Genomic DNA, 13104 nt, shown 5'->3' with positions numbered 1-13104 from the left:
TGTGCCGTACACTCTAATTATACCACGATTCCTACTGTCTATCGTGATAGTTTTCGTTTATCGTGATGCTGTCAAAGCATGATGTTTATTTTAAAAAGTCTTGGATTTATGTCAAATATGCCTTTTAAATTAAAACCAATTTCTTCAAAATCCATATAGTTAGCAATAGATTGACCTAAGTTGCCTGCCCCAATTATAATTGTATTGTATGTTTTATCAAGGCCCAGTATTCTTTTCAATGCATTGTAAAGTTTTATAACATCGTAACCATAACCTTGCTTTCCGAAGTTTCCATAATTATATAAATCCTGCCTAATTTGTGATTCACTAACACCAATCTTCTCACTTAATTCACTTGAAGATATCTTATTTACATTATTTTTTTGTAGTTCTTTCAAACATCTATAATAGGATGGCAATCTTCTGATTACATGCATCGACACAATCGACGTTTTACTCATAAAATCACCCCTTCATTGCTATTGGTAGCAATACTGATTACACACTGTCACAAGTGGTGGGGTTTATTTTAAAATTCATATCTTCATATTTCCAGTATTTAAACATCTTGTATGCCACAAAAATGCTTCATCCAGCAAATTTGGTGTTTGCACAGCACCATGTTTTTTAATCGATCTTTCGTAGTAATTCATTAGAGCATCTTTATAATCGGGATGTGCACAATTTTTTATTATCATCATCGCTCTTTCCTTTGGACTCAACCCCCTTAAATCAGCCAGTCCTTGCTCAGTTACTACCACCATGACATCATGCTCTGTATGATCTACATGCGATACCATAGGCACTATACATGAAATATTATCATCTTTTGCTGTTGATGGTGTAGCAAAAATTGATATATAAGCATTTCTAGTAAAATCTGCTGAACCACCTATGCCATTCATCATTTTTGTTCCCAATATATGTGTAGAATTTACATTACCGTATATATCAACTTCTATTGCCGTATTAATTGATATAACTCCAAGCCTTCTAATTACCTCAGGATTATTACTGATCTCTTGTGGGCGCAATATTATTTTTTCTTTATATTTATTTATATTAGCATAAAATCTTTTAAGTCCTTCTTCTGAAAGAGTCAATGCTGTTCCAGATACTTTTTCTATCTTATCTGCATCTATTAAGTCAAGAACGGCATCTTGTATTACTTCAGAATACAAATTTAAATTGTTGTATTTTAATTCAATAAAACCAGCTAATACGGCATTGGCTACATTTCCAACACCTGACTGCAATGGAAGAAATGTTTTAGGAAGTCTTCCGCGTTTTATTTCAGTTTGAAGAAAATCTATAAGATAATCTGAAATCTTTTTTGATGTTTCATTTATACTTGTAAGTTGTAATGTTGTATCTTTCATATCTGAAAATACAACTGCAGCTATTTTATCTGAATCGCATGGAATATACGGAACTCCTATCCTATCACTAACTTTCGTTATTGGTATTGGCTCTCTATATGGTGGATCTTTTGGCTCGTATATATCATGCATCCCTTCAAGTTCAATAGGCTGTGATGTATTTATTTCTACTATGACTTTGTCGGCCGTACTTACAAATGTGGGTGAATTACCAACAGACATTGTTGGAATGATGTTACCATCTTCTGTTATAGCAGTCGCTTCAATAATAGCGAAATCAATTTTTCCTAAGAAACCATATCTTATTTGCTGTGGCATATGACTTAGATGCATATCAATAAATTTAACTGAACCATTATTTATAGCATTTCTCATGTCTTTATTTGTTTGATACGGAATTCTTTTATCGACTAAACCTTCCCGTGCAAAAGCACCATCTAATTCATCGCCTACTATTGCACCTGTATAAAGATTTAACTTTATCTTTTCATTCTTATATCTTTCAGCAATTGCCAATGGTACTGCTTTAGGACCACCTGTTACAAAACCGCTTGTACCTATTGTCATACCATCTTTTATCAATGAAGCTGCTTCTTCTGCCGACATTACTTTATTTTTAATTCTATCGCATCTAATTCTTTCTTCAAAATTCATAAATAAGCCTCCTAAACTGGATTACAATCTTTAAATAATTTAATAAAGTATTAATAATGGTAAAAACCACATATGTATTATATTTTTACATATGTGGTAATTATTATAAATTTATTGAAATTATCAACTCAGCAAATATATTATACTTTGATATGTGTTTTACCTTTCTACAACCATCGCAATTCCCATTCCACCGCCGATACATAGTGTTGCAAGTCCAATATGAGAATTTCTCTTTTGCATCTCATATAAAAGCGTTACTAAAATTCTACATCCGCTGGCGCCGATTGGATGACCTAATGCAATTGCACCACCATTTACATTCACTTTATCAATATTAAATTTTAGTTCTTTTGCAACAGCTAATGACTGTGCTGCAAATGCTTCATTTGCTTCAATTAAATCTAAATCATCTACAGTTAAATTAGCTTTTTCTAGTGCTTTTCTTGTAGCGTATACTGGTCCAATTCCCATAATACTTGGGTCAACACCTGCATAACCAAATGATTTAATCGTTGCTAATGGTTTTATTCCAAGTTCTTCAGCTTTTTCTTTCGACATCACAACTACTGCTGCAGCTGCATCGTTAATTCCTGATGCATTTCCAGCAGTTACAGTTCCATCTTTTTTAAATGCTGGTTTTAATTTTGCAAGCGCCTCAATTGTCGTATTTGCTCTTACGTGCTCATCAATTTTAAATTCTATTGGATCGCCTTTTTTCTGTGGTATCGTTACAGGTACTATCTCATCTTCAAATTTTCCTGATGATATAGCTTCTGCTGCGAGTTTTTGGCTTCTATATGCAAATTCATCTTGCTCTTCTCTTGTAATATTATATTTTTCAGCTACATTTTCAGCAGTGATTCCCATATGATATTGGTTAAATACATCAGTTAGTCCATCATATACCATTTCATCTACAAGCTGTCCATTGTTCATCCTGTATCCAAAACGAGCATCATTTAGAACATATGGCGCTCTTGACATATTTTCCATTCCACCGGCTACAACAATGTCAGCATCACCAAGCATAACTGCCTGAGCAGCAAGTGTCACAGCTCTAAGACCAGAACCGCAAACCATATTTACAGTCATAGCCGGGACTTCTACTGGTATACCTGCTTTTATCTCGGCTTGTCTTGCAGGGTTCTGTCCCAGACCCGCCTGCAATACATTTCCCATTATCACTTCACTGACGTCTTCAGGTTTCACATTAGCTCTTTTTAATGCTTCTTTTATTACTACAGCACCTAAATCTACTGCAGGTACATTTAGAAGCGTTCCACCAAATTTCCCTATGGCAGTCCTTACACCACTTGCAATAACTACTTCTTTCATGATATTCTCCTCCTTAACGAGATTTTATTTGTATTCAAAGAAACCTTTGCCAGTTTTTCTGCCTAGTAATCCACCTCTTACCATCTTTTTTAGAAGTGGATGTGGCCTGTATTTTGAATCGCCGTATTCTGTATAAAGCACATTCATTATAGCCAGTACAACATCGTTTCCTATTAAATCAGATAATGCTAATGGTCCTATTGGATGATTTGCACCAAGTTTCATAGCTTCATCTATGTCTTCCGCAGTTGCAACACCATCGGCAAGTATTCCAATTGCTTCATTAATCATTGGGATTAAAATCCTATTTACAACAAATCCAGGTGCTTCTTTGACCTCTATAGGTGTTTTCTCTACTTTTAAAGCCAATTCTCTGACGACATTAAATGTTTGCTCTGATGTCTTTAATCCTTTTATGACTTCAACAAGTTTCATTACAGGAACTGGATTGAAGAAATGCATTCCTATGACTTTCTCAGGTCTTTTTGTCACACTTGCTATTTCTGTTATGGATAGTGATGATGTATTTGACGCAAGGATTGTTTCCATTTTGCATATTTCATCTAGTTCTTTGAATATTTGTTTCTTGAGATCCATATTTTCTATAGCCGCTTCAACTACAAAATCTGCTTCTTTTGCATCTTCCAAATTTGTTGTGCCTTTGATTTTGCTTAAAATTTCGTTTTTCTCATCTGCTGTAATTTTCCCTTTGTCAACACTTCTTTGTAAATTTTTTTCAATTGTACCTAACCCTTTTTCTACGAACTTCATATCAATATCGCGTAAAATTACTTCAAAGCCATTTTGTGCAAATACTTGAGCGATGCCTGAGCCCATTGTCCCAGCACCTATTACACAAATCTTTTGCATAAAAACACACTCCTTTTTATTTTTATAAGGTCAACTGTCAAACTGATCAGCTGCCTTTATTTTAACTTTTTTATTTCCTCTATTAATACTGGTATTACTTTGAATAAATCCCCGACTATGCCGTAATCAGCAATTTTGAAAATCGGCGCGTCAGGATTTTTATTTATTGCGACAATAGTACCTGAGTTGCTCATACCTGCTAAATGCTGTATTGCACCACTAATTCCGCAAGCAATGTACAGCTTTGGTCTAACTGTCTTACCTGTCTGGCCAACTTGATGGTCTGATGTTATCCATCCTGCATCAACTGTTGCACGAGATGCTCCAACTACACCTCCCAGTACGTCTGCAAGTTCTTTTATGATGTTAAATCCATCAGGTCCTCCAACACCACGTCCACCTGAAACGATAATATCAGCTTCTTCAAGGTTCACTACATTTTTTGCTTCTTTTACTATGCTCAATATCTTAGTTCTTATATCACTTTCATTAATATCAGCATCAAATTTGATTACTTTTCCATCTCTTGTATCATCTCTAACAGCCTTCTTCATTACACCAGGCCTTACTGTCGACATCTGTGGCCTTTTATCTGGACATTTTATTGTTGCCATTAAATTTCCACCAAATGCCGGCCTTGTCTGCAGTAGCAGTCCATTTTCGTCAATATCAAGCCCTGTGCAATCAGCGGTAAGCCCTGTCTTCAGTTTGGAAGCTATCCTAGGCGCAAGGTCACGTCCTATAAAAGTAGCTCCATAGAGTATGACTTCTGGCTTATACTTATTTGCAAGCTGTGATACTGCTTTTGCATATCCTTCGGTTGTGTAATTTGAAAGAAGAGGATTATCTACAACATAAACTATGTCAGCGCCAAAACTTATAAGATCTTTTGAAAGATTTTCTACATTGTGCCCTATTAAAACAGCTCCAACATTAACGCCTTTCTTGTCTGCAAGCTTTCTTGCCTCACCTAATATCTCGATGGCAACATTCATAAGTTTTCCATTTCTTTGTTCTGCAAAAACCCATATATCTTTATAATCGTTCATCCATCGCGCCTCCTATATCACATGTCTGCTGTTTAATCTTTCAACTAGATTCTGAACAGCTTCTTTTATATTGCCAGTAAATATTTCTCCAGCTCTTTCAGTATTTGGAGTTGACGTTGCTACAACCTTAGTTGGTGAACCTTTTAGTCCAAGTTCATTTTTATCAACATCTAAATCATCTGCAGTTAAGATTTTAACTTCTTTTTTATTGTAAGCATTGAATATTCCCTTTATTGAAGGATACCTAGGCACATTAAGCTCTTTTATAGCTGTCAATAAGACCGGCGTCTTAACTTCAATGATTTCATATCCATCTTCAAGAGCTCTTTCAACTATGAGTTTGTCTCCTTCTATTTCTACCTTCCTTACATATGTTACCTGAGGTATGTCTAATTGTTCTGCAATTTGTGGTCCAACTTGTGCAGTATCGCCATCTATCGCCTGTCTGCCGCAAAATACAATATCATATTGAAACTTTTCAATTGCTTTTGATAGTGCTTTTGCAGTAGCATAAGTGTCAGCACCTGCAAATGCTCTATCTGTCAAAAGATATGCTTCATCAGCACCCATAGCAAGAGCCTCACGTAATGCTACTTCTGCTTGTGTTGGTCCCATCGATATAACAGTTACTTTTCCGCCAACTTTTTCTCTTATCCTAATAGCTTCTTCTAAAGCATTTTTGTCATCAGGATTAATAATGCTTGGAACACCTTCACGTATAAGTGTCTTTGTTACAGGATCAATTCTAACTTCGTTCGTATCCGGAACCTGCTTAATCAAAACAAGTATATTCATAAGTGTGCCCTCCTTACATTTTCAATAGGTTACCGGAAATAACCATTTTCTGAACTTCCGATGTACCTTCATAAATTTCTGTTATTTTTGCATCTCTCATAAATCTTTCTACTGGATAATCTTTTGTAAAGCCATAGCCGCCAAATATCTGAACTGTTTTAGTCGTTACAAACATTGCTGTTTCGGAAGCGTATAATTTTGCCATAGCTGCTTCCATTGTATATGGCAAACCTACCTGCTTTCTCCAAGCGGCATTGTATACAAGCCATCTTGAAGCATTTATACGTGTAGCCATATCTGCTATATACCACTGAATACCTTGGAACTTTCCTATAGGTCTTCCAAACTGTTGTCTTTCCTTTGCATATTTTATCTCTTCATCTAAAGCAGCCTGAGCTATTCCAAGGGCTTGCGCTGCTATTCCTATTCTTCCACCATCTAGTGTAGCCATCGCAATTTTAAAACCTTGGCCCTCCTTGCCAAGCAAGTTCTCCTTTGGAACAATGCAATCTTCAAACACAAGTTCGGCAGTTGATGAAGCTCTTATACCCATTTTTTCTTCAATTTTGCCAATGCTAAAACCCGGGAAATCTTTCTCAACTATAAATGCACTTATGCCTCTTGTGCCTTTTGATTTGTCCGTCATTGCAAAGATTATATATATGTCAGCCTTTCCTCCGTTTGTAATGAATATTTTTGAGCCGTTTAATACGTAGTGATCACCATCTAATACTGCAGTTGTCTGCTGTCCAGCTGCATCTGTACCTGCATTTGGTTCCGTAAGGCCAAAAGCGCCTAATTTTTCACCTTTTGCAAGTGGCACTAGATATTTTCTCTTTTGTTCTTCTGTTCCCCATTGATATATAGGAAAACTTCCCAATGAAGTATGAGCAGATAAAATTACTCCAGTCGTAGCACAGGCTCTTGATATCTCTTCAACAGCTATGATATAACTCAAGTAATCTCCACCTGCTCCACCATACTCTTCTGGATAAGGAATACCCATCATATCGTTTTGAGCCATTTTTCTTACTGTATCCCATGGAAACTCTTCTGTAATATCTATTTCTTTTGCTTTAGGAGCAACTTCTTTTTCAGCGAATTCTCTCACAACACGTCTTACCATTTCTTGCTCCCTTGTTAATGAAAAGTCCATAAAACTGCCTCCTTATTGATAATTTTGTAACAAAAGTTGATATTATTTGCCAAATTTAGGCGTCCTCTTTTCTGAAAACGCATTCATACCTTCTTTTTGATCTTCTGTTGTAAAACATAGGGAAAATTTCTCAGCTTCTATAGTATTGCCTGTATCTATATCTGTTTCCATTCCTTTATTTATTGCTTCTTTTGCTAGAGAAATTGCAATCTGACTTTTTGACATAATAGTTTTAGCGAGCTTTTTTGATTCTTCAATAAGATCTGAAAGTTCAACTATTTTAGATATGAGACCTATTCTATATGCTTCATCTGAATTTATCATTTCACCTGTAAAAATAAGTTCCTTAGCCTTAGATGTGCCTATAATTCGTGGTAATCTTTGAGTTCCTGAAAATCCAGGTATAATTCCAAGCCCAACTTCCGGCTGGCCAAATTTTGCATTTTTACTTGCGATGCGTATATCACACGCCATTGAAAGTTCGCAGCCGCCGCCAAGTGCAAAACCATTGACCGCTGCTATAACAGGTTTACTTAATGTTTCAATCTTTCTAAATACGCTTTGTCCATATTCTGAGAATTTTTTAGCTTCAAGTGGTGTCATGTTTTTCATCTCTGCAATATCAGCACCTGCAACAAAAGCTTTTTCACCGCTTCCCGTGATGATTACAACTTTTACGTCTTTATCATCTTCAGCTTTATCAAGTGCACTATCCAGTTCTTTTAATGTCTCATAGTTTAAGGCATTTAAAGATTTCGGGCGATTTATTGTAATAATTGCAACGCCATCGTCCTTATTAAACACAACATTATTCGAGTCCATCATAATCCTCCTTTACGAATTTATTATAAAAGCATAAATAATGTGTAAATAATATTGTCTTTAGATTTGTTGTTATATTTTTATCAACTTTTACTTAATTATATACCTCTCAAATGTAAATTGCAAGTAATTTTTGTTAATTTTTTAATCAACTTATACCCTAAATTTTAAGATAAGTTATTTGTAAAAGGCTTAACTCAAGCTTTTTACAAATAATTAATGAGTAATTTTGTTGGCTAATTCCTCATATAAACACTTTTTAGTTGATTAATATTTGCATTCTTCTCATACCAAAATAATCATAATTTAAATTTTTAAAAAGTTTATGAAATAATATTTAGAGTATAAAAATCAACTTAAAAAATACCTATCTTTTTAGATTGCCAGCGTATATAATTTATTTGCCCCTTACAATGACTGATACGCCATCCGGTATTACATTTACCTTGGAATCACTGCCAACGGCGTCTTCTGCAAACTTCAATGCCTCATATACGTCCTTTGCCGGTGTCATAAACATGTCTTTTGCATATCCATAGTTTTTGCTATCTGTCACTATTATGACTTTATGATTCATTAGAATTCTGGCTAATATCTGTGCTTCCCATTGATCGGGAAGTGTTTCGTCCCGTCCTCTTGAAAGGATCTTATTCATCACATCTTGTGGGTCTTTGGATTCTTTAAACCATCTGTAAAATCCCTCTCCTCCATGACCATCAGCACTTTCGGCGGCGATGATTATCACGCCGCCGTCTTTACATGCAGCCTCACCAGCAGTCATCCCTTTTACTGCCTGGTAAATATTTTGATCGAGTGGATAACCACCATTTGATGTTATTACAATGTCTGTAGGTTCTGCATTTACCGTTGCAATCTCACTTACAAATTCGCACCCCTTTAAGTGTGCCTTTTCACTATGTCCGGCAAAGGCATTTACTATCTTGTGACTTGAATCTATAACGACATTTAAGATAAACGCAAGGTTTGCTTTTTTAGCAGCATAGAGCATGTCTTTGTGTATTGGATTATTTTCTAAAACACCTGTTCTGGCATATGGATTTTTGATAAATTCAGAGCAATGGTTTGCCAAGATACATTGAGCACTGGCTATTCCGGGTAGGATACTTTTTCTTCCACCGGAGAACCCCGCAAAAAAGTGGGGTTCTATAAAACCTTCGGCAACCAACAAGTCTGCTTCCACTGCCAATTTATTTATTTCTAGTTTACCCCCTGATGGCAATATACCTATCAATTCCATATCTTCGCTACTTCTCGAGTCATGAACTACAAATTGTTCATTTTCAACGAGATCTTCCCCAAATTTTGCTTTCATTTCCTGCAATGTCGTTCCTCTGTGAAATCCTGTTGCAATTAAAATCTTTATATTAGCACTTTTGTTCTTCCTTCTTATTTCATCGAGAAGCAGTGGTAATGTAATTTTGCTGGGTACAGGCCTTGTGTGGTCGCTTGTTATGATTACAATGTTTTTCTTACCTTTCGCAAGGTCTTGAAGTCTCTTTGTTCCTATTGGATTCTCTAATGCCCTCTTAACTATATCCTCTTCTGACATATTTACCTTATGGCTTCCGGCTTTTGCCCTTAGTATACCCTTGATTCTCTCATCTGGTAAATCAAAAGCTAATTTGCTTTTGCCATAAGGAATTTCTATATTTGCCATAGAACCATCTCCAAAATAGCATTTTATATTACTTTACCAGGGTTTAATATATAATTTGGATCAAGTGCTCTTTTAATAGCCTTCATAACTTCGATTTGTGCTGGCTCTAATGCCATAGACATAAACTCTCTTCTCTTGTGTCCAATACCGTGCTCACCGCTTATTGTGCCACCTAAGTTAATTACTTCCTTGTAGAGCTCCGGCAATAATTTGTGGTGCAGGATATCGAGCCATTCTTCCATTGTGAATTTAGGATTTTTTACAGGGGTTGCATGAATATTGCCATCACCAGCATGACCGTAACAAGGTATCGGCACATCATATTTTTCAGATATCTTCCTAACTTTTTCCATAAATTTTGGTATTTCTGATATTGGAACGACGACGTCCTCAAGGCTCTGGTCAGGGCTATACTGCTTCCAAGCTTCAGCAATATTTCTTCTAATCTTCCATATCCTCTCAGATGTCGTAGCATTATCTGCAATATATACTTCAATTGCTCCATTTTCCATGCAAAGATTTCCTATTACTTCATACTGTTCTTCGAGCTCTGCTTTGCTGTTCCCGTCAAGCTCAATGAGAAGCATAGCACCTGCTTCTTCAAATGGTATCTTTTCATTAAGGTATTTACAAGAAGTCTTAAATGAAAGGTCGTCCATGAATTCGATTGATGTCGGTATAATTCTTCCAAATGTCATTATCTTAGGTACTATCTTAATTGCCGTATCTATATCTTTAAAAAGAATCAATAAATCTACCTTTGACTGCGGAAGAGGCATTAATTTTATATATATCTTCGTAAATATTCCAAGTGTTCCTTCAGAACCTACCATAAGATGTATAAGGTCATATCCTGTAACATCCTTCATACGTTTTCCACCAAGGTGCAAAATCTCCCCTGTTGGCGTCACAACTTCAAGTCCATAAATATACCTTCCTGTAACACCGTATTTGACAGCTCTTCCGCCGCCTGCATTTTCTGCAACATTGCCGCCTACATAGCATGTCTCAACACTCATCGGATATCCAGCGTAAAAAAGTCCATCATCTTTAATTACATTATTTATTTCATTAGTAACAACACCGGGTTCTACAACCACCATCAGATTATCTTTGTCTATCTCAAGAATCTTGTTCATCTTTTCGACTGATAGAACAATACCGCCTTCAACAGGTACTGCACCACCTGATAGACCACTGCCAGCACCTCTCGGCGTAACTGGAATCTTGTATTTATTCGCAAGCTTCATTATCTTTGAAATTTCTTCTGCCGACGATGGTTTTACGACAACATCCGGCATATGTGCATAGGATTTCTCCGCTACTTCGTCGTGTGAGTATGCCTCCATAGCATCGAAGTTATTGTAAATAACATTTTTATTGCCTACTATCTCAATCAGTTCATCTACGATTTCAGGTGTCACTTTATTATACATTTGCTGAAGCCTCCTTTGCCTTGTATTCCTTTATTCTCTCTATCAAAAGCGGTAATACTTCATTCAAGTCTCCAACTATTCCAAGGTTTGCAAGATGAAATATCTGTGCATCGGAATCTTTATTTATAGCGATAATATTTTCTGATGTCTGCATACCAGCTATATGCTGTACAGCACCAGAAATGCCTGCTGCAATATACAAAGCTGGCGAAACCGTTTTACCGCTTAAACCAATTTGATGCGGATATGTCTTCCAACCCCTATCGACAACATCACGTGATGCGCCAACAGCACCGCCAAGAAGTTCTGCAAGCTCATCTATTATAGCAAAGTTTTCCTCCTTGCCTACACCTTTGCCGCCTGCAACAATTACCTTGGCATCCTGTACTGTTACTTGCTGTGATTCATCTTTAATAAATCTCAAATATTTCGATCTTGTTTTAAATAGGCTTTCATCGTATTTTTTATAAATAACCTCACCATTGCGATTTTTGTCGGGCATCGCCGGCTTCATTGAGTGAGGTCTTACAGTTGCCATTTGCGGCCTCGTATTAGGTGTCTTTATTGTTGCTAAGATATTACCACCAATCGCAGGCCTTGTCTGAAGTAAATTTCCTGTTCCTTCCTCAATGTCTAAAACCGTACAATCAGCTGTAAGACCTGTCTTCTTCCTTACTGCAACATATGGCATCAAGGTTCTTCCTGTTGTCGTCGCTGCTGCTATAAAAATGTCCGGCTTATATTCGTCAAGTAGTGCTATCAAAACATTTGCATATGATTCAACAAGAAAATTTTCAAGGTTTTTGTCATCTACTACGTAAACTTTATCTGCACCTCTTGCAATAAGTTCATCAATATCCTCTTTTTTGATGTCATAACCCAAAATAACTGATGCTAATGCCGTATCTAATTTCTGTGAAAGATTTTTGCCTCTATTTAAAAGCTCATATGATACACTGCTAAGTTCCCCGTGTCTAAATTCTGCTAATGTCCAAACTTCACCCATTTATTATTCACCCTTTCATCAAGTTTTCTAAATAAACTCTTTCTTAATAAGATAGTCCATGATTTTGTCCACTGCTTCGTTTAACGTTTTCTCGTCTTTTACAATTATTTTTTCGCCTTCCCTTGTAACCTTAGGTGTAAATATCTTTACAACCCTTGTAGGTGACCCTTTAAGGCCGAGGTTTTCTTCATCTGCATTAATATTTTGTGGCCCCCATACCGGTATCTCCATCTTCTTTGCCTTAAGTTTTCCTCTTAATGTAGGAAGCCTTGGATCGCTTATCTCTTTTACAACTGTAAGTGCTGCTGGAAGTTCTAATTCTATCTCTTCATAGCCACCTTCTACAAGACGTCTAACTTTGATTTTCCCATCATTTAGTGATAATATTTCACTTGTAAATGTTGATAATGGAAGGTCTAAGAAAGATGCAATTCCAGGTCCGACCTGTGCTGTATCACCGTCTGTTGCCCTTTCACCGCAAATCACAAGGTCAAAATCGCCTATCTGCTTAATACCGTTTGCAATAACATATGATGTTGCCCAAGTATCTGATCCTGCGAATTTTCTGTCTGATAGAAGTATACCATCGTCGCATCCCATTGCAATTGCTTCTTTAATTGCCTCAAGTGCTTTATCTGGCCCCATTGATATAACGATTACTTGTCCTCCAAACTTTTCTTTCAACCTTATAGCTGTCTCTATAGCGTACAAGTCAAGCGGATTTATAATGCTCTCAACGCCTTCTCTTACCATTGTCCCTGTCTCGGGATTCATTTTTACATTGCTTGTTTCAGGCACCTGTTTAATTGGTACAACTATTTTCATATTTATAATCATTCCTTTCGCTTCGCTCAAGGCACAAAACGTAATGAAATGTGCCACTTCGAGCTAATTTTGTTCTATAATTATGTCATAGGGATA

At 36.4% G+C, this 13104-nt stretch carries 11 protein-coding genes and 1 pseudogene; all 12 read right to left on the bottom strand.

All coding sequences use genetic code 11. The annotated features are described in order from the left end of the window. Nucleotides 1–80 precede the first annotated feature (80 nt). Nucleotides 81–461: pseudogene (locus J2Z80_RS14235) on the bottom strand (redox-sensing transcriptional repressor Rex); the annotation flags it as partial. A gap of 75 nt (nucleotides 462–536) precedes the next feature. Further along, on the bottom strand, nucleotides 537–2033 hold the full coding sequence (gene scpC, locus J2Z80_RS14230) for a succinyl-CoA:acetate CoA-transferase ScpC (protein ID WP_209454979.1): 1497 nt from the start codon (nucleotides 2031–2033) through the stop codon (nucleotides 537–539). 159 nt (nucleotides 2034–2192) lie between these two features. Beyond that, the gene (locus J2Z80_RS14225; RefSeq protein ID WP_209454978.1) at nucleotides 2193–3371 is read right to left on the bottom strand and encodes an acetyl-CoA C-acetyltransferase; all 1179 of its coding nucleotides are present in this window, start codon (nucleotides 3369–3371) and stop codon (nucleotides 2193–2195) included. A 24-nt stretch (nucleotides 3372–3395) separates the two neighbouring features. Next, nucleotides 3396–4241 carry a 3-hydroxybutyryl-CoA dehydrogenase gene (locus J2Z80_RS14220; protein WP_209454977.1) on the bottom strand — a complete coding sequence of 282 codons (846 nt, stop codon included), beginning with the start codon at nucleotides 4239–4241 and terminating at the stop codon, nucleotides 3396–3398. Nucleotides 4242–4297: 56 nt separating this feature from the next. Then, nucleotides 4298–5290, bottom strand: a complete 993-nt coding sequence (locus tag J2Z80_RS14215; RefSeq protein WP_209454976.1) for an electron transfer flavoprotein subunit alpha/FixB family protein — start codon at nucleotides 5288–5290, stop codon at nucleotides 4298–4300. Between the two features lie 12 nt (nucleotides 5291–5302). Continuing rightward, nucleotides 5303–6085, bottom strand: coding sequence for an electron transfer flavoprotein subunit beta/FixA family protein (locus J2Z80_RS14210; RefSeq protein ID WP_209454975.1), 783 nt, complete (start codon nucleotides 6083–6085; stop codon nucleotides 5303–5305). Nucleotides 6086–6098: 13 nt separating this feature from the next. Further along, nucleotides 6099–7241 (bottom strand): acyl-CoA dehydrogenase, encoded by a 1143-nt coding sequence (locus J2Z80_RS14205; RefSeq protein ID WP_209454974.1) that lies wholly within the window; start codon nucleotides 7239–7241, stop codon nucleotides 6099–6101. 42 nt (nucleotides 7242–7283) lie between these two features. Further along, nucleotides 7284–8063, bottom strand: a complete 780-nt coding sequence (locus J2Z80_RS14200) for a short-chain-enoyl-CoA hydratase (protein ID WP_209454973.1) — start codon at nucleotides 8061–8063, stop codon at nucleotides 7284–7286. Between the two features lie 397 nt (nucleotides 8064–8460). Further along, complete coding sequence (gene larA / locus J2Z80_RS14195; protein WP_209454972.1) at nucleotides 8461–9741, bottom strand: nickel-dependent lactate racemase; 1281 nt, start codon at nucleotides 9739–9741, stop codon at nucleotides 8461–8463. A 23-nt stretch (nucleotides 9742–9764) separates the two neighbouring features. After that, nucleotides 9765–11177 (bottom strand): FAD-binding oxidoreductase, encoded by a 1413-nt coding sequence (locus J2Z80_RS14190; protein WP_209454971.1) that lies wholly within the window; start codon nucleotides 11175–11177, stop codon nucleotides 9765–9767. Continuing rightward, the gene (locus J2Z80_RS14185; RefSeq protein ID WP_209454970.1) at nucleotides 11170–12183 is read right to left on the bottom strand and encodes an electron transfer flavoprotein subunit alpha/FixB family protein; all 1014 of its coding nucleotides are present in this window, start codon (nucleotides 12181–12183) and stop codon (nucleotides 11170–11172) included. Before J2Z80_RS14185 ends, J2Z80_RS14190 begins: the two co-directional genes overlap by 8 nt. Nucleotides 12184–12210: 27 nt before the next feature. Further along, nucleotides 12211–13038 (bottom strand): electron transfer flavoprotein subunit beta/FixA family protein, encoded by an 828-nt coding sequence (locus J2Z80_RS14180; protein WP_245301364.1) that lies wholly within the window; start codon nucleotides 13036–13038, stop codon nucleotides 12211–12213. Between the last annotated feature and the right edge of the window lie 66 nt (nucleotides 13039–13104).

Source organism: Thermoanaerobacterium butyriciformans, from assembly GCF_017874545.1.
In the GTDB taxonomy this organism is placed as follows: domain Bacteria; phylum Bacillota; class Thermoanaerobacteria; order Thermoanaerobacterales; family Thermoanaerobacteraceae; genus Thermoanaerobacterium; species Thermoanaerobacterium butyriciformans.
The sequence above is the reverse complement of the archived record's forward strand: the minus strand, read 5'-3'. Positions and strand labels throughout refer to the sequence as shown.

Coding starts and splice junctions, on each gene's coding strand:
- scpC (WP_209454979.1), bottom strand. CDS start 2,033: ATGAATTTTGAAGAAAGAATTAGATGCGATAGAATTAAAAATAAAGTA.
- J2Z80_RS14225 (WP_209454978.1), bottom strand. CDS start 3,371: ATGAAAGAAGTAGTTATTGCAAGTGGTGTAAGGACTGCCATAGGGAAA.
- J2Z80_RS14220 (WP_209454977.1), bottom strand. CDS start 4,241: ATGCAAAAGATTTGTGTAATAGGTGCTGGGACAATGGGCTCAGGCATC.
- J2Z80_RS14215 (WP_209454976.1), bottom strand. CDS start 5,290: ATGAACGATTATAAAGATATATGGGTTTTTGCAGAACAAAGAAATGGA.
- J2Z80_RS14210 (WP_209454975.1), bottom strand. CDS start 6,085: ATGAATATACTTGTTTTGATTAAGCAGGTTCCGGATACGAACGAAGTT.
- J2Z80_RS14205 (WP_209454974.1), bottom strand. CDS start 7,241: ATGGACTTTTCATTAACAAGGGAGCAAGAAATGGTAAGACGTGTTGTG.
- J2Z80_RS14200 (WP_209454973.1), bottom strand. CDS start 8,063: ATGGACTCGAATAATGTTGTGTTTAATAAGGACGATGGCGTTGCAATT.
- larA (WP_209454972.1), bottom strand. CDS start 9,741: ATGGCAAATATAGAAATTCCTTATGGCAAAAGCAAATTAGCTTTTGAT.
- J2Z80_RS14190 (WP_209454971.1), bottom strand. CDS start 11,177: ATGTATAATAAAGTGACACCTGAAATCGTAGATGAACTGATTGAGATA.
- J2Z80_RS14185 (WP_209454970.1), bottom strand. CDS start 12,183: ATGGGTGAAGTTTGGACATTAGCAGAATTTAGACACGGGGAACTTAGC.